Origin of the sequence: Erwinia sp. OLFS4 (assembly GCF_002752165.1) — a bacterium.
GTDB lineage: Bacteria > Pseudomonadota > Gammaproteobacteria > Enterobacterales > Enterobacteriaceae > Izhakiella.
This window is the reverse complement of sequence record NZ_MOMB01000052.1, coordinates 57,388-74,103: the sequence shown is the minus strand read 5'-3', so window position 1 is coordinate 74,103 and position 16,716 is coordinate 57,388. Positions and strand designations below refer to the sequence as shown.

Annotated in this window: 13 protein-coding genes and 1 pseudogene; 4 read left to right on the top strand and 10 right to left on the bottom strand. The window is 52.1% G+C overall.

Annotated elements, in window-relative coordinates; translation table 11 throughout:
- Positions 1–92 precede the first annotated feature (92 nt).
- The 3 genes from BL249_RS12545 to glpE all read right to left on the bottom strand — a co-directional run bounded on the left by BL249_RS12545 (position 93) and on the right by glpE (position 2,108).
- Positions 93–851: a DeoR/GlpR family transcriptional regulator gene (locus BL249_RS12545; protein ID WP_099705019.1), complete on the bottom strand. Its 759-nt coding sequence runs from the start codon at positions 849–851 to the stop codon at positions 93–95.
- Positions 852–895: 44 nt separating this feature from the next.
- Positions 896–1,714: a rhomboid family intramembrane serine protease GlpG gene (gene glpG / locus BL249_RS12540; protein WP_099705070.1), complete on the bottom strand. Its 819-nt coding sequence runs from the start codon at positions 1,712–1,714 to the stop codon at positions 896–898.
- A gap of 64 nt (positions 1,715–1,778) precedes the next feature.
- Entirely contained in the window at positions 1,779–2,108 is a 330-nt protein-coding gene (gene glpE, locus BL249_RS12535; protein WP_099705018.1) for a thiosulfate sulfurtransferase GlpE, read from the bottom strand.
- A gap of 217 nt (positions 2,109–2,325) precedes the next feature.
- Here glpE and glpD point away from each other — a divergent pair, with 217 nt between their 5' ends.
- Entirely contained in the window at positions 2,326–3,834 is a 1,509-nt protein-coding gene (gene glpD, locus BL249_RS12530) for a glycerol-3-phosphate dehydrogenase (protein WP_099705017.1), read from the top strand.
- 181 nt (positions 3,835–4,015) lie between these two features.
- On the opposite strand, the gene asd is transcribed toward glpD, so the two are convergent.
- On the bottom strand, positions 4,016–5,125 hold the full coding sequence (gene asd / locus BL249_RS12525; protein ID WP_099705016.1) for an aspartate-semialdehyde dehydrogenase: 1,110 nt from the start codon (positions 5,123–5,125) through the stop codon (positions 4,016–4,018).
- A gap of 175 nt (positions 5,126–5,300) precedes the next feature.
- On the opposite strand from asd, the gene BL249_RS12520 reads away from it, so the two are divergent.
- Positions 5,301–5,894, top strand: a complete 594-nt coding sequence (locus BL249_RS12520; protein WP_099705015.1) for a YhgN family NAAT transporter — start codon at positions 5,301–5,303, stop codon at positions 5,892–5,894.
- On the opposite strand, the gene msrA is transcribed toward BL249_RS12520, so the two are convergent.
- Positions 5,884–6,420, bottom strand: a complete 537-nt coding sequence (gene msrA, locus BL249_RS12515) for a peptide-methionine (S)-S-oxide reductase MsrA (protein ID WP_099705014.1) — start codon at positions 6,418–6,420, stop codon at positions 5,884–5,886. The genes BL249_RS12520 and msrA overlap by 11 nt on opposite strands.
- A 529-nt stretch (positions 6,421–6,949) precedes the next feature.
- On the opposite strand from msrA, the gene BL249_RS12510 reads away from it, so the two are divergent.
- Positions 6,950–9,340 carry a glucose/quinate/shikimate family membrane-bound PQQ-dependent dehydrogenase gene (locus BL249_RS12510; RefSeq protein ID WP_099705013.1) on the top strand — a complete coding sequence of 797 codons (2,391 nt, stop codon included), beginning with the start codon at positions 6,950–6,952 and terminating at the stop codon, positions 9,338–9,340.
- 100 nt (positions 9,341–9,440) lie between these two features.
- Here BL249_RS12510 and BL249_RS12505 read toward each other — a convergent pair whose 3' ends face one another.
- The gene (locus BL249_RS12505) at positions 9,441–10,511 is read right to left on the bottom strand and encodes an AbrB family transcriptional regulator (protein WP_241898885.1); all 1,071 of its coding nucleotides are present in this window, start codon (positions 10,509–10,511) and stop codon (positions 9,441–9,443) included.
- A gap of 45 nt (positions 10,512–10,556) precedes the next feature.
- Positions 10,557–10,997: a MarR family winged helix-turn-helix transcriptional regulator gene (locus BL249_RS12500; RefSeq protein ID WP_099705012.1), complete on the bottom strand. Its 441-nt coding sequence runs from the start codon at positions 10,995–10,997 to the stop codon at positions 10,557–10,559.
- A gap of 1,509 nt (positions 10,998–12,506) precedes the next feature.
- Between BL249_RS12500 and BL249_RS12495 the strand changes: the two genes are divergently transcribed.
- Complete coding sequence (locus BL249_RS12495) at positions 12,507–12,911, top strand: H-NS family histone-like protein (protein ID WP_099705011.1); 405 nt, start codon at positions 12,507–12,509, stop codon at positions 12,909–12,911.
- Positions 12,912–13,013: 102 nt separating this feature from the next.
- On the opposite strand, the pseudogene BL249_RS12490 reads toward BL249_RS12495, so the two are convergent.
- The 3 genes and pseudogenes from BL249_RS12490 to BL249_RS12480 all read right to left on the bottom strand — a co-directional run bounded on the left by BL249_RS12490 (position 13,014) and on the right by BL249_RS12480 (position 16,709).
- Positions 13,014–14,815 (bottom strand): annotated as a pseudogene (locus tag BL249_RS12490) (ABC transporter ATP-binding protein).
- Positions 14,812–15,735, bottom strand: coding sequence for an ABC transporter permease (locus tag BL249_RS12485; protein WP_099705010.1), 924 nt, complete (start codon positions 15,733–15,735; stop codon positions 14,812–14,814). The pseudogene BL249_RS12490 and the gene BL249_RS12485 overlap by 4 nt, the downstream one beginning before the upstream one ends.
- Complete coding sequence (locus tag BL249_RS12480; RefSeq protein WP_099705009.1) at positions 15,732–16,709, bottom strand: ABC transporter permease; 978 nt, start codon at positions 16,707–16,709, stop codon at positions 15,732–15,734. Before BL249_RS12480 ends, BL249_RS12485 begins: the two co-directional genes overlap by 4 nt.
- Positions 16,710–16,716 lie beyond the last annotated feature (7 nt).

Here is a 16,716-nt window from a genome sequence, read left to right as displayed (position 1 = left end):
TCTCCGGCATCGCCGCGCCCTTGCCGGTACGCTGCTCAGGTTAAATGCGACTCACGCCAGCAAAAATTGCTGGCGCCCGCCGCACCGCTTGCTCAGCACAATTCGAGATGCACTTCATGCTGCTCAATCACCCGCATCACGCTTTCCGGCGGCCGGTCAGTAGTAAACAGGTAATTGATCAGGCTCATATTTCCCAGGTTCACCATGGCATTACGACCAAACTTTGAGTGGTCAACCACCAGCATCACGCAGCGCGAATTTTCGATAATCGCCCGCTTGGTACGGACTTCATGGTAATCAAACTCCAGCAGCGATCCGTCCATATCAATGCCGCTGATGCCAAGAATGCCGTAATCAAGCCGGAACTGTGAAATAAAATCGAGGGTGGCCTCTCCCATAATGCCGCCATCGCGGTTACGCACTTCGCCACCGGCCAGGATCACACGGAAATCATTTTTGCCCATCAGTAGCGTCGCAACGTTGATATTATTGGTGACGATACGCAAATTAGTATGATTCATCAGCGCGTAAGCCACCGCTTCCGGCGTAGTGCCTATGTCAATAAATAGCGTGGAGCCGTCGGGGATCTGGCTGGCCACCCGCTGGGCAATGCGTGCCTTTTCCGCTGACCACATCATTTTACGATCCTGCCAGGCGGTGTTTTCCGAGCTGGAAGGCAACGCCGCGCCACCGTGATGACGATGAATTTTATTCTGTTCAGCCAGTTCATTCAGATCGCGACGGATGGTCTGCGGGCTGACGGCAAAAAAGTCCACCAGCTCCTCTGTGCTGACATAACCTTGCCGACGCACCATATCAATGATGGCGTCATGCCGCTGGGTCTGCTTCACGAGAGTCTCCTGCTGTTATTATCTACTTTCATCACGGTGCTGAGTCAGCGAGCGTTGTGCCGGGTATCAACCCAGGCCATCGCCAGGCCCAACAACAATCCGGTCAGGTGCGCCGCGTTGGCGATAGCGATACCAAACCAGCCCAGGTAACCGATTAACAGCCATAAAACAGCGAAGCCTATCAGCCCTCGCTCAAGATGGACACCACTTTCAGCATCGCGCTCGCCTCTTAGCCACGCATAGCCCATCAGTGCGTAAACCACACCGGAAAGACCGCCAAACAGGATGCCACTGAAATGCGCCTGCATCCAGCCGCTCAGCAACGCAGCAATCAGCGTAATCACAAACAGTTTGCCGCTTCCCAGGCGTTTTTCAACAACACCGCCGATATACCACCACCACATCAGGTTAAATACGATATGCAGCAGCGAAAAATGCAGAAAAATATGCGAAAACCAACGCCACAGCTGAAAATACTGATCCTGATTAGGCCAGGATAATTGACTCATTACCCGGGTCTGCCCCAGCAGCTGCATCAGGATAAACACCAACACACTGGCGATAATTACCCCAAGGGTCAGCGGCCCGGCCCGTTCTTTCAGCGCCGACAGCATGGAAAAAGAGCGGTAATGCAAGCCGCTGCTTGTGGTGCCACTGTGCCAGCTGGCCGCCTGGTAGCGTGGATGATGTGGTTCACGCACAAATGCATGCAGTTCGTTTTCTACCGTTTCCCGGTTCGCTTCGTCATCCAGCCAGAGCGTCACGCCATCGCCGGGCTCACCGCGAAGGTGAATCCCTTTGCTGGACATATAATCGATAAACGCCTGCGCCTGACGTGGATGCGTAAAATGCGCAATACGGATCATGTGCTTCCCTGGTTAACTTCTGCAAAAACGCAGTATAACGCGCCGACAGGTTACTGCCGACTTAACGCGCCTCAGATTCAGTCTGTTGTGGAAAAGTCTGATGCCAGCGTTCAAAACCACCATCAATACTATAGACCGACTCAAATCCCTGGCTGAGCAGGTATTGCGCGGCGCTCTTGCTGCTGACGCCGTGGTAACACATTACCAGCAACGGCGTAGTAAACTGGGTTTGCTGAAGAAAGTCAGTCAGACTACTGTTGGTCAGATGAAAGGCTCCGACAGCGTGTGCCTGGGCAAAACTCTGCGGATCACGAATATCCACCAACCGGGCCCCCCCTTGCGCCAGCATCTCGCTAGCCTGATGTACGCTGATACACTCAAATTGTTCCATTACTTTTCATCTCTGAACCGGGTATCTGCCAGATAGTTTACCGCGAACCTGCGCCACAATAACCCGGCAAAGAAAAAGGTTATTGTGTCAATTTTGTTATCCAAATCACGCCTGAATGTTTTTATCAGGTTAACACTGGCACCTATGGTTGTTTACGAGTACAATCATGCTCGAAAACGAACATTAAAGAACATACCCGAACATCGGAGGAGATGACGTGGAAACCAAAGACTTGATCGTTATCGGTGGCGGTATTAACGGTGCCGGTATTGCGGCTGATGCCGCAGGACGCGGCCTGTCAGTACTGATGCTCGAAGCGCAAGACCTGGCGTGTGCGACCTCCTCTGCCAGTTCCAAACTGATTCACGGCGGTTTGCGTTATCTGGAACACTACGAATTTCGTCTGGTTAGCGAAGCGCTGGCCGAACGCGAAGTATTACTGAAGCTAGCCCCTCATATAGCTTTTCCCATGCGTTTTCGTTTACCCCATCGCCCCCATCTTCGCCCGGCCTGGATGATTCGTATCGGCTTGTTTATGTACGATCATCTTGGTAAACGTACCAGCCTGCCGGGGAGTAAAAGCGTGCGTTTTGACGCAGATTCCGTACTTAAACCAGAGATAGTGCGCGGTTTCGAGTACTCTGACTGCTGGGTAGACGATGCGCGTCTGGTGGTGCTGAATGCCCAGGAAGTGGTGCGTCGCGGCAGTGAAGTACGCACCCGCACCAGAGTAACGCGCGCATGGCGTGAAGACGGCCTTTGGGTCGTGGAAGCTGAAAATATTGACAGCGGTGAAACCTTCAGCTGGCGTGCCAAAGGGCTGGTTAATGCTGCCGGTCCATGGGTACGTGAGTTATTCGATAACAAACTGCATCTTAAATCTCCTTATGGCATCCGCCTGATCAAGGGTAGCCATATTGTTGTACCGCGTGTTCACAATCAGAAACAGGCTTACATTCTGCAAAATGAAGATAACCGCATTGTATTTGTGATTCCCTGGATGGATGAGTTTTCCATTATTGGTACCACCGATGTTGAGTACCAGGGCGACCCGCAGGATGTCCGCATTGATGACAATGAAATTGATTATCTGCTGAAAGTTTACAATGCCCACTTCAGAAAAACGCTGAGCAAAGAGGATGTGGTGTGGAACTATTCCGGCGTACGTCCACTGTGTGACGATGAATCTGACTCACCGCAGGCGATTACCCGTGACTATACGCTGGATGTTCATGATGATAATGGCCAGGCTCCTCTGCTATCGGTATTCGGTGGCAAGCTCACCACCTACCGCAAGCTGGCTGAACACGCGATGGAGAAACTGGCGAAATATTATCCCACCGCCGGCGCGGCCTGGACACGCAACGGCGTCTTACCCGGCGGCAATTTTTCCGGCAGCCGCGATGATTATGCCGTCAGTCTGCGGCGCCGTTACTCGTTCATTAGTGAAGGCATGGCACGCCACTATGCCCGCACTTACGGCAGCAATAGCGAAGTATTACTGGGTGAAGCCCAGTCACTGACTGAGCTGGGGGAAAATTTCGGCCATGAGTTCTACGAAGCCGAGCTACGTTACCTGGTGAAACACGAATGGGTACGCAAGCTGGATGATGCTATCTGGCGGCGGACTAAACAGGGCATGTGGCTGAACGAGGCGGAAAAAGCGCGTATCAGTGAATGGCTCGACAACCATATTGAAAAACCAGCCTTGTCGATGGCTTCCTGACCGCCCTGAATGGCTGGCAAAAGAAAACAAAAGCGCAGGCAATGGCCGGCGCTTTTTGCTTGCTGACGCGCTATCGGTTGGGCTTCCGTCAACCGGAGTCAGGCTGTACGCCCGACTGAGGCTACTCTGACGCCACTTTCGCCGTCCGGTATCATGGCAGGCTCAGGATAAAAGAACAGATTCAGGCGACCAGCAGACGCAACATACGACGCAACGGCTCTGCCGCTCCCCATAGCAGCTGATCGCCGACGGTGAAAGCAGACAGGTATTGTGGTCCCATATTCAGCTTACGCAGACGACCGACAGGTGTTGCCAGCGTACCGGTTACTGCTGCCGGCGTCAGTTCACGCAGGGTGATATCACGATCGTTTGGCACCACTTTTACCCAGTCATTATGCTGCGCCAGCATCTGTTCAATTTCAGCCAGCGGAATATCTTTTTTCAGCTTGAGGGTGAAAGCCTGGCTATGGCAACGCAGCGCGCCAACACGCACGCACAGACCATCCACGGGGATAGTATGACGCGTCGCCAGGATCTTGTTAGTTTCCGCCTGACCTTTCCACTCTTCGCGGCTCTGACCATTTTCCAGCTGCTTATCAATCCATGGGATCAGACTGCCGGCCAACGGCACCGCGAAATTGTCCGTCGGCAAAACGCCGCTGCGTGACATTTCCGTCACGTGACGCTCGATATCGAGAATAGCCGATGCCGGGTTTTGCAGCGCGCTGGCAACGCCATTGTGCAACAGGCCCATCTGAATCAGCAATTCACGCATATGACGCGCGCCGCCACCGGAAGCTGCCTGGTAGGTTGCAACAGAGGCCCACTCAATTGCATCGTGAGCAAACAATCCGCCGAGCGACATCAGCATCAGGCTAACCGTACAGTTACCACCCACAAAAGTTTTAATGCCTTTATCCAGCCCCTGGCTGATAACCTGCTGATTTACCGGATCAAGAATGATAATAGCGTCATCGTTCATTCGCAGCGTGGAGGCGGCATCAATCCAGTAACCCTGCCAGCCTGCGTTGCGTAATTTCGGATACACTTCGCTGGTGTAGTCACCCCCCTGACAGGTAACAATAATATCCAGCGCCTTGAGCGCATCGAGATCGTAAGCATCCTGCAAAATACCACCGGGGCGGCCATTAACGTCAGGCGCCGCAATACCATGCTGAGATGTCGAGAAAAAAACCGGATGAATGACGTCAAAATCACGCTCTTCATGCATACGCTGCATCAGCACGGAACCTACCATGCCACGCCAGCCAATCAGACCCACTGTTTTCATTTTTACCCCTGCCGCTGTGATACCGCTGCTGGCATCGTATAATTTGGTTTACCTCTGACAAACAACTCTACAAAATGCAGCTCATCAGGCAAGTGAATTAATTCGATTTGCTCTGATTTTTTAGCAATACAGCTTATAACGTCCGGGACAGACGCAAATTAAGAGAACGGCAAAGATGAATGAAATGATCTCCGCAACGGTATTATTGTTGCTAATTATGGACCCACTGGGCAACTTACCGATTTTTATGTCGGTACTGAAGCATCTGGAACCGAAACGGCGGCGGGCGGTGTTAATCAGGGAACTGCTCATTGCCCTGGTCATCATGCTACTGTTTTTATTCGCCGGTGAAAAAATACTCACGTTCCTTAACTTACGCACGGAAACCGTTTCTATCTCCGGTGGCATTATCCTTTTCTTAATTGCAATCCGGATGATTTTTCCCGCCCATGATAACAACAGCAGCGGACTTTCTGCCGGTGAAGAACCTTTTCTTGTTCCGCTGGCTATTCCGCTGGTTGCCGGGCCATCGCTGCTGGCAACACTGATGCTGCTGTCGCATCAATATCCGTTACAGATGGGGCATCTGGTCGGCGCCCTGTTAATCGCCTGGGGGATCACCGTGCTGATTCTGCTGCTGTCGGGTGTTTTTCTACGGCTTCTTGGCGAGAAAGGCGTCAACGCGCTGGAACGCCTGATGGGACTTCTGCTGATTATGCTGGCCACCCAGATGTTTCTGGATGGCATCCGCAGCTATCTCAGGCTTTAGTCAGCCGGCTGGCAAACTGCTTTTTCAACTTTTGCAGTTTAGGGGGGATCACCGCCAGACAATAGCGGTTCTGCTGGCCTTCACCATCCCAGTAGTCCTGGTGATACCCTTCCGCCGGATACCAGGTTGCTGCTGGTTCGATGGCCGTCACTATTGCATCCGGATAATCCGCCTGTGCCCGCTGTATCGCTTCCTGTGCGGCCTGCTGCTGGCCCGCATTCTGGGGAAAAATGGCCGAACGGTACTGGGTACCAATGTCATTACCCTGCCGGTTTAGCTGGGTAGGGTCATGCGTGGCGAAAAAAATAGCCAGCAAATCGGCGTAGGCAATCTGACTGGCATCAAAACCGATACGAATAGCTTCCGCATGCCCGGTTTCACCGGAACACACCTCTGCGTATGTGGGATTCACCGTCTGCCCACCGGTATAACCGCTTTCCACACTCAGCACGCCATTAATTTGCTTAAATACGGCTTCGGTACACCAGAAACAGCCGCCTGCCAGTACTGCATATTCCGTCGACATCACTTTTCCCCAATTGTCACTTTGCCCGCACGCCCCGGGGGCGTTCACACCGTCTTTGCCCTGCGGATTTATCCCCGCTATCGTTCAGAAACTGCCATAGTCGCATCCGAATGTCCATGATAGCGTCAGTCAGCGCACAATCTTTCCTCTCACCGGCGCCCGCGCCATATCTTAACCATTCCTCAAAATTTTTCTTTAAAGTACAACAACATCTGACATTTATTAAAAAAATGTGATTCCGTTAACACTTTTACAATGGTAATTTACGCCGCGAAAATAGTGATTCACAACCCATTCAAGGCAGATCTGTCTGCTACTGAGAAAAGTCATCCCTGAAGTGGAGAGTTATTCATCAGCTTCTATTCTTAAAGCGCAATCAGGCTGTTTTCGAACCTGAAAGGGGCCGTTACACCTACTGCAGTCTGTTGCTCACGTCTGCACGGTCAAAACAAAAGCATCATAAATAAGCACCACATGCTGAATTTTCTATAAATATCAGCGTTTAAAGGAAAACGTAAAGGTCATTACTATGCAATCGAAAGCACCAATATCACGTTTACTGGTGATACTCACTGCTTTATTTACCGCTTTGAGTGGCATCTACCTGTCCGGCGGCGGCATCTGGCTGATAAGTATCGGCGGCTCGCTATACTATCTGCTGGCCGGGATCGTGTTATTGCTTACCGCCTGGCTACTGTACCGGCGTAATGCCATTTCACTGCTACTTTATGCTGTTTTTCTGCTCGCCACTTTAGTCTGGTCTGTCTGGGAGGTAGGTTTTGACTTCTGGGCCCTGACGCCACGCCTCGACGTACTGTTCTTCCTTGGTGTATGGCTGATATTACCTTTTATCGCAAAAGCAATGGTGGTACCGAATGCCGCCGCACGCGGCGCGCTGAGTGCGGTGCTGTTGATCACCGTACTGGCGTTAGGCTGGGCAGTATTCCACGATCCGCAGGAAATTAATGGAACCCTGGCAACCGCAGATAACGCGTCAGCGCCGGCCAGTGACAGCAGCGTGCCCCCTGGCGACTGGCCGGCATATGGGCGTACCCAGGCCGGAACCCGCTATTCGCCGCTTAGCCAGATCGATGACAAAAATGTTAAAGACTTACAGGTGGCCTGGACGTTTCGCACCGGTGACCTGAAAACTGCCAGCGATCCGGGTGAGATCACAGATGAAGTCACGCCGATTAAGATTGCTGATGCCCTTTATCTCTGCTCACCGCATCAAAAACTGTTTGCGCTGGATGCAGCAACCGGTAAGCAGAAATGGGTATTTGACCCGGGTCTGAAAACCAATCCTACGTTCCAGCATGTCACCTGTCGCGGCGTCTCTTATCATGAAGATAAGGCGGCGCTGAATGCGGCCGCTGATCGTGCCCCAGCCCTCTGTGCACGACGCATTTTATTACCGGTTAACGATGGCAGACTCTACGCACTGGATGCAGAAACCGGCGCACGCTGTCCGAATTTCGCCAATAACGGCGAACTGGATCTGCAGTCAAATATGCCTTATGCCACACCGGGCGCTTACGAACCCACCTCTCCGCCGGTTGTGACTGATAAGGTTATTGTGGTTGCCGGCGCGGTGACTGATAACTATTCAACAAAAGAGCCTTCCGGCGTTATCCGTGGCTTTGACGTTAATAGCGGCAAGCTGCTGTGGGCCTTCGACCCTGGCGCTAAAGACCCTAACGTTATTCCCGAAGGCGAACAACATTACGTCCCTAACTCACCCAATGCCTGGGCACCGGCAGCCTATGATGAAAAACTGGATCTGGTTTACCTGCCAATGGGCGTGGCAACGCCTGATATCTGGGGGGGATACCGCTCGCCGGAAATGGAACGCTTTGCCAGCGGCATCCTGGCACTGAATGCCACCACCGGTAAGCTGGCCTGGTTCTACCAGACCGTTCATCACGACCTGTGGGATATGGATGTTCCTGCCCAGCCGACCCTGGCAGATATTGAGAAAGACGGTCAGACCATTCCGGTCATCTACGCTCCGGCGAAAACCGGGAATATCTTTGTGCTCGACAGACGCAGCGGCAAGCTGGTTGTTGGGGCCCCAGAAAAAGCCGTACCTCAGGGCGCGGCGAAAGGCGATTATGTTTCCGCCAGCCAACCTTTCTCCGATCTGAGTTTCCGCCCGAAGAACAATCTCAGCGGTAAAGATATGTGGGGCGCAACCCTGTACGACCAGCTGGTATGCCGGGTAATGTTCCATCGTCTGCGCTATGAAGGTATTTTCACCCCGCCTTCTGAGCAAGGGACCCTGGTTTTCCCGGGCAATCTGGGCATGTTTGAATGGGGCGGCATTTCGGTGAACACCGATCGCCAGCTGGCGATTGCTAACCCGATTGCCCTGCCGTTCGTCTCGCGGTTGATACCTCGCGGCCCCGGTAACCCGATTGAGCCTGATGAGAACAGCAAAGGTGGTAGCGGTTCGGAAACTGGCATTCAGCCCCAGTATGGAGTGCCTTATGGTGTAACTCTGAACCCGTTCCTGTCACCTTTCGGTCTGCCGTGTAAGCAACCTGCCTGGGGTTATATTTCTGGCGTTGATCTAAAAACCCACCTGATTGTCTGGAAAAAACGTATCGGCACCGTACGCGACAGTTCCCCGTTGCCACTGCCATTCAAAATGGGCATGCCGATGCTGGGCGGGCCGGTATCCACTGCCGGTAACGTCTTCTTCATCGCAGCCACGGCAGATAATTATCTGCGCGCCTTTAACGTGAGCAACGGTAAGCAGCTGTGGCAAGCGCGGCTGCCAGCTGGCGGACAGGCCACGCCGATGACCTATGAAGTGAACGGCAAACAGTATGTTGTGATTGCGGCAGGCGGACACGGTTCCTTCGGAACCAAACTGGGTGATTATGTCATTGCCTATGCCCTGCCAGACAGCAAGCAATAAATGCCAACAGTGCGCCGGATGTTCGGCGCTAACGGATGAGCGGGTTGTGCAATAAAACCGGCCGCGATCAGCAGATCGCGGCTTTTTTACCTCAGATGCCTCAGGATTTTCGCTCTACCAGCCGGGCAATCAGCCGGGCCAGCGCCGGGCCACAAATCAGAACCACAATAAAACGACCGGTTTGCATCGCCATCACAAAGGGCATATCTACCTGGCTGGACGCCGCGATGATAGCAACCGAATCCGCCCCTCCGGGACTGGTTGCCAGGTATGCGGTCAGCGGATCAATACCAGCAAAATAGACCAACAGTGCGGCAAATCCCCCGCAGAGCACTACCAGGCAAAGAATTGATAATAAAATTCGCGGCAATGCTTTCGCTGCATATTTTAAAATATCACGGCTAAAACGCAGGCCAATACTCCAACCCACCACGGCATAAGCCAGCATCAGTAACCAGGGCGGCAGTTCAATTTGCAACAGATGATTATCCTGCAATACGCTCCCCACCAGCAGCGTGAGCAGCATAGGACCGGCAGGAATTTTCCAGCGCCGCCCGCACCAGGTCATTATCGCAATCAGTAACAAGGTGAGGACAAATGCCTCGCGGTGGATGGGGGTAACCAGCTGAAAACCTGAAACCAGCGGTGCACTTTCGCTATGATGCCAGAAACGCGCCACCAGCGTGGCAACCAGGGCAACGATCATGACCCGCAAATACTGCATAAATGCTACCAGTCGCACATCGGCGCCAAAGCTGCCGGCCATCAGTACCATTGCCGTTGCCGCGCCGGGCGAAGAACCCCATACCGCCGTTGACCCCGGCAGCACCTGAAAACGGGCCAGTAACCAGCCAAACATTGCGCTGATGATTAACACCGAAAATACACAGCTGAAGAAGATCGGCCACTGACGGCCAATCTCACTCAATATCGAGGCAGGAATCACCCGGGCAATCATCGCCCCGACCACGGCTTGTGACAGCTGAAACAGTAAAGACGGCACGCTGAGTCGCCGGTTGCTGATAGCAAACACAATGGCTGCAACCATCGGTCCCAACAAAAGTGCCGCCGGTAAATGAATCAGTTCAAGCAGGGTAATCAGTAAAGCAGAAAGCAATATCAGGCCCAGCCAGCGCATTATCCGCGTGGTCACCGTGGTATAATCAGCCATTAACAACTCCAGCAGCAGATAAAGTATTTAACGGATGAGATCGCTTCACTGACGCGGGCGGGTACTGCCGGCAATGCGTTGCAACAGCCCAATGGCGCCCTGTAACAACTGCTGCTCTTCGGCGCTCAATTCATGATCAATAGTGGTTGCCAGCCAGTCGTCACGCAACGCGCGGTTAGCGCGAATAAAATCGTCACAACGCGGAGTACAATGATACTGTGTTTTACGTCCATCCTGTGGATCTGGCTCTCCACGCAGCATGCCTGCCAGCTGCAAAGCAGCAACAATCGCCCCCATTGACTGTGAACGCATACCTTCGGCATGCGCCAGATCGGTGACGGTCATCGGGCCGTTACGCGCAATATGCCCTAACACCGCTATTTGCGACCAGGTCAGCTCGCCACCAGGGGCCTCTTCCCTGAGCCGGCGCCGTAGCTTACCGACGGCCTGACGTAATTCAGCGGCCATGCCTAAGATATCTTTCATCGGTGTATCCTCACGTAACCTGCAGGCAGTATCCTCCTCAGCGGCTAAACAGTGAAGCTAAACTTTCTATATCATGATCATACAAACAGCATTTTCTGAAAAGAACATTATACAGAGCAGTCTCATAGTACCCGCCGGTAAAACACGTAAAGTAGCCCAATCGCTGAAACCTCTGACTATCAGCGTCATAAGCAGGTTTAACCTGCATCAGGTATCATCTGGAGAACTAAAATGGTTGAGATTGGTATTGTCGCTACCAGTATGGTTTGTCTGGTGGGACTTTTTTTCTGAGTAGTAAAATTTAAACCCATACCAGGGGTATAAACAGTGGTGATGGCAGCAGTGGTTTTACGTATCAGCTATGCTCGCCATCACCATTCAACGGCAAAATCTAATAACTTCTGTGTGTGCCAGCCGAACCGTAACCCGATAATTATTAGGATTACTCTTATCTTTCTGTAAATATCAGTAGAAAAACGGCAGGATCGTATCCTGACTCAGTAACCGCAACTTACCGGTGTTCAGCACAGATAATAAGACTTAACCCCATCCCGCCCCTTTAACGAAGCTAATTTAATTAACACAATTCCGGCAGTGAGGGGCTTTGTTTTGTTAACGTTACGCTGACGACTTGCAAACAAAAAAATGACGAATAATTGCAGGGATATCTCCGGCAGCAACGTAGCATGTTGCCTTATCTGTAAAAGGCAAGTACGCGGGGAAAGCATTATGGGACAAAAAACCACAACAATGCAGTTATCGCCAAATAAATTATAGGCATTAACATGCGAAACGCTAATATCCGCTGGCTGGCCATTGTAGCGATAACATGTCCACGGCTTATAATTAGGTTACCGCAGGCTGGCCTGTCTTAAGCCTGCTACAGAACGCGAATCTATTGCCAGCCTGCTGAAGCAGAGTGATAAAAACACCTATCCTGTGGCCGGCAGATAAGCGATGAGCGGGATAATTTAACCTCACCGGACAGACTTAACACCGCATTCAGGGGATGATTTTTGATTTTTTTTACTTAATGAAGAGGTAATTATGATAATAAATAGTATACAACTATCTGACTCGCTTCTGCTTGCTGCATACTATTGACCAGACAAAACCAGAGAATAATTAGACAGCCGTTATCCGTCGTACTATTCATTGACTATTTAAAGCCTGGCGTCGCCTCACGCATGCCATTCCTGTGCTGAGAAAATCGACTACACTGAACGCAATATGCCTGCTGGCAATATGACGTATCCAGGCTTGAATTAGGTAGCGCAAGCAACAGCATAATGCTACCTTGTTGAATATAATATCTGACAGTAACAACCATCCAGGAATCATCTCACTAAAACAATATTTTTAAACAATGAGTTAATGTTCGGTAACATATCACTTGTCAGATAGACAAATTTATTTAAATTAACTATTTTTAAAATAGACATTTCCCGGTACACTTAACCGCGAAATGACACTAAAGCGATTAATCAACTTTACTCTACGGACTGTGTTATGAGCGAAACTCTGAAGATTTTAAATAATATCCGAACTCTCCGTGCGCAGGCTCGTGAACTTCCGCTGGCCGAGCTGGAAGAAATGCTGGAAAAACTTGACTCTGTTGTCAGCGAACGCCGTGAGGCCGAAGCCGCAATTGCTGAAGAAGCACGCCAGAAAGAAGAGAAGCTGGCTAAATATCGCCAGATGCTTCTGGAAGACGGTATTGATCTTAATGAACTGACCGCAGGCGATAGCACTTCTTCTAAACCTCGTGCAAAACGCGCTCCGCGCCCGGCTAAATACAAATACAAAGATGAAAACGGCGAAGAAAAATCATGGACAGGCCAGGGTCGCACGCCTGCCGTGATTAAACAGGCTCTCGACGATGGTAAAAAGCTGGAAGATTTCCTGATCAAATAAGTGAATATGGCGGGCACACACTACCGTCATGGTTAAAGTCCAGGCTTTCTTTCGCTTGTCCGCTAACAGCCGGTTTTATAGCAGCGCTTATGCGCTGCTTTTTTATTTTCCTTCACAAACGATTTGAACAAAATGATCCTGACTTATCTGGCGATATTGCCGCTGGGGTGGCTGATAACCGGCAGGTTTTAAAGGCCCGGCAAGGTCGCCATTTAACGCAACCTGAGGCCGTGGCTGGGTAGGATCAGGCACCGGGACCGCTGACAATAAGCGACGGGTATAAGCATGCTGGGGATTTTCGAAAATATCGGCTCGTGAACCAATTTCAACGATTTCCCCCTGGTACATTACCGCCACCCGGTGGCTAATGCGTTCGACGACCGCCATATCATGAGAAATAAATAAGCCAGCCCGCTATCGCGCTGAAGCTCCAGCATTAAATTAATAATTTGTGCTTTAACCGTCACATCAAGGGCAGAAACGGCTTCGTCAGCAATAATTAATGCCGGTTTTAATGCCAGCGCCCGGGCAATACAAAGACGCTGGCGCTGTCCACCGGAGAACTGATGGGGAAAACGCGAAGCCATATCAGGTCGTAATCCTACCCGTGTCAGCAAACGCGCCACGTCCTGGTCTACGCGGGACTTGTCAGACAGACCATGACTAAGCAAAGGTTCAGCAATCGCCTCACCGACCCGCATACGCGGATTAAGGCTTTCATAAGGGTCCTGAAAAATCATTTGCGCCCGGGTACGCAACTGCGCCAGCTGCGCCGCCTGTGCGGCGCGCATATCCTCGCCACACAAGATAATTTCTCCGCTTTGCGGCTGACTGAAACGCAGGATTGCCCGCCCGGTGGTTGATTTACCGCTGCCGGATTCGCCGACCAGCGACAAGGTTTCTCCGGGAGCAATACGTAACGACACATTTTCTACCGCATGAACCTGGCCTGTCACCCGCCTTAACCAGCCGCTTCGCACGGCAAAACGCTGTACCAGGCCGTTGACCTCAAGCACCGGATGCCCCTGGGATAACACGGCGGCAGAAACCTGGGGTGATGTAACAGGTGGATCCGGCAGTGGAAAAGGCTGCGGTTGTGCAATACCTTTCATCGCGCCCAGGCGGGGGACGGCGGCCAGCAGTTGCTGGCTATAGGGATGTTGTGGCGCTGCAAATAGTGCCCGGGTAGGGCGTTGCTCCACCGCCCGTCCCTGATACATTACCAGGGTATTGTCAGCCATCCCGGCAACCACGCCCATATCATGGGTAATAAACAGCATCGCCATGCCATTTTCTGCCTGCAGCGTCTTCAGCAAATCCAGGATACCCGCCTGAATAGTCACATCCAGTGCCGTCGTCGGTTCATCGGCAATAAGCAAATCGGGCTGACAGGCAAGAGCAATAGCAATCACCACACGCTGACGCATTCCCCCGGAAAAACTCAGTGGATAATCATCCAGTCGTGAACGAGCGGCGGGTATCCGTACCTGTTCCAGCAAACGCAACGCTTCAGCTCTTGCCTCAGCGCCATTCATCCCGCGATGACGCTGCAACACTTCGGTTATCTGTTTGCCAATGTTCATCACCGGATTGAGGCTGGTCATGGGTTCCTGAAACACCATTCCGATACGATTACCGCGAATGGATCGCATCTGCCGGGGGGATAAGGTTAACAAATCACGATCGGCAAAGTGTAGCCGACCACGGATACGGCTCTGCATAGACGGTAGCAGCCTCATCAGTGACATCGCGGTCACGCTTTTTCCCGAGCCAGATTCACCAACCAGTGCCAGAGTTTCCCCACGATCAAGCGTGAAGGAGAGATCCTGAACCACCGGTAACCATCCCCCCTGTACCTGAAATTCGGTGGTAAGATTTTCTACCTGCAACAGCGGCTGACTCATTGTTGCGCCTCCTCACTACGGGGATTGAGCAAATCGCGCAGCGCGTCGCCAATCAGGTTAATCGCCACAATCAGTAACAGCAGCGTTAAGCCAGGAAACAGGCTGATCCAGTAATCTCCGGACATCAGATAGTCAAAGCCATTGGCAATCAGCAGCCCCAGCGACGGTTTTGTCACCGGCAAACCAATGCCAAGAAAGGACAGCGTTGCCTCCAGCATAATGGCGTAAGCAACGCGCATAGTCGCAACCACAATTAACGGCGGCAGGCAGTTGGGCAATAAATGACGCAGTAATATTTGCCGTACCGGTAACGCCATTCCACGCGCGGCTTCCATATAGCTACGCTGACGTTCCACCAGAGCGGCACCGCGAATGGTGCGCGCATAGTAAGCCCATTGTGTGACCACCAGCGCCAGAATGATTTTATCCACGCCCTGCCCCAGTAATGCCAGCAGAATTAAGGCGATCAGAATGGGTGGGAAGCTAAGCTGAATATCGACAATACGCATAATTAACGTATCGATTTTGCCGCCGCGCCAGGCACTGATTAGCCCAAGAAGCATGCCAATTGCCAGCGCCAGCACCGCACTGACCACACCAACAAGCAGGCTGGTACGGGTACCATATAAAATCGCACTCAGCAGATCGCGTCCCTGATCGTCGGTACCCAGCCAGTAAGTCATCCCAGACAAACTCTGACTACCCGGCGTCAGGCGACCATCCATAATATCCAGCTGAGATAAGTCGTAAGGATTTTGTGGCGCCAGTAACGGTGCCAGCACGGCGGCAATCACAATCACAACCAGTACAATGATGCCAGTTAGCGCCAGCCGGTTACGCAGTAATCCTCGCAAGGTGCGCTGCCAGGCACCATAATCCGGCCCTTGTCCGCGCGGGTCGTGAATACTCTGGTCGCTCATGGGTTACCTCCGCTGAGGCGCACCCGGGGATCAACGACGGCATATAACACATCCACCAGCAGATTAATCAGGCTGAACATCAGAACCGTCATCATCAGATAAGCCAGAATAACCGGCCTGTCGAGCACGCCAATCGAATCGATAATTAGCTTCCCCATACCCGGCCAGGCATAAATTGTTTCTGTCACCACGGCAAACGCGATCAGCGATCCCAATTCAAGGCCAATCACCGTAATTAAAGGAATTAAGGTATTACGCAGTACGTGAATAAAGAGAATGCGTGCTTCAGATAGTCCTTTCGCCCGGGCAAAGCGGACATAGTCCTGTTGCAGGCACTCGACGACCCCGGCGCGGGTCAGACGAATAATCAGCGAAATTTTAAACAAGGCCAGATTGAGGGCGGGCAGCAGCAAATGGACCAGACCATCGGCGGTAAACAGGCTGACCGGCACACCAAGTAATTCAATGGTATTTCCGCGTCCCGATGCCGGCAACCAGCCAAGCTTAACGCTGAACAGCATGATCATCATCATACCAATCCAGAAGGTTGGCAGGCTAAAACCAAGAATGGAGAAAGTCATGATAGATTTAGCAATCCAGCCATCAGGACGCATTCCGGCTACCACACCAAGTGGGATCCCCACCAGCAGCGCAATGACAAATGCCACTAACGCCAGCTCAAGCGTGGCGGGCATGCGCTGAAAAATCAGATCAACCGCAGGCTGATTAAACACATAGGAATTGCCAAGATCGCCATGCAGCAGGTTGACAACAAACAGCCCGTATTGTTGCCAGACTGGCAGATCAAGACCAAACGCATGAATGACAGCCTGCCGATCGGCTGGCGTAGCATTGCTACCCAGCAGCATGTCGATAGGATTCCCCACCAGATGAATGCCGCCAAACACTAATAGCGACATGACGCACAACGTCAGCACGGTTTGCCCGATACGCCCCAGCAAGAATCCCAGCATCCCTCTC

Coding starts and splice junctions, on each gene's coding strand:
- glpE (WP_099705018.1), bottom strand. CDS start 2,108: ATGGAACAATTTGAGTGTATCAGCGTACATCAGGCTAGCGAGATGCTG.
- asd (WP_099705016.1), bottom strand. CDS start 5,125: ATGAAAACAGTGGGTCTGATTGGCTGGCGTGGCATGGTAGGTTCCGTG.
- BL249_RS12520 (WP_099705015.1), top strand. CDS start 5,301: ATGAATGAAATGATCTCCGCAACGGTATTATTGTTGCTAATTATGGAC.
- msrA (WP_099705014.1), bottom strand. CDS start 6,420: ATGTCGACGGAATATGCAGTACTGGCAGGCGGCTGTTTCTGGTGTACC.
- BL249_RS12510 (WP_099705013.1), top strand. CDS start 6,950: ATGCAATCGAAAGCACCAATATCACGTTTACTGGTGATACTCACTGCT.
- BL249_RS12505 (WP_241898885.1), bottom strand. CDS start 10,511: ATGGCTGATTATACCACGGTGACCACGCGGATAATGCGCTGGCTGGGC.
- BL249_RS12500 (WP_099705012.1), bottom strand. CDS start 10,997: ATGAAAGATATCTTAGGCATGGCCGCTGAATTACGTCAGGCCGTCGGT.
- BL249_RS12495 (WP_099705011.1), top strand. CDS start 12,507: ATGAGCGAAACTCTGAAGATTTTAAATAATATCCGAACTCTCCGTGCG.
- BL249_RS12485 (WP_099705010.1), bottom strand. CDS start 15,735: ATGAGCGACCAGAGTATTCACGACCCGCGCGGACAAGGGCCGGATTAT.
- BL249_RS12480 (WP_099705009.1), bottom strand. CDS start 16,709: ATGCTGGGATTCTTGCTGGGGCGTATCGGGCAAACCGTGCTGACGTTG.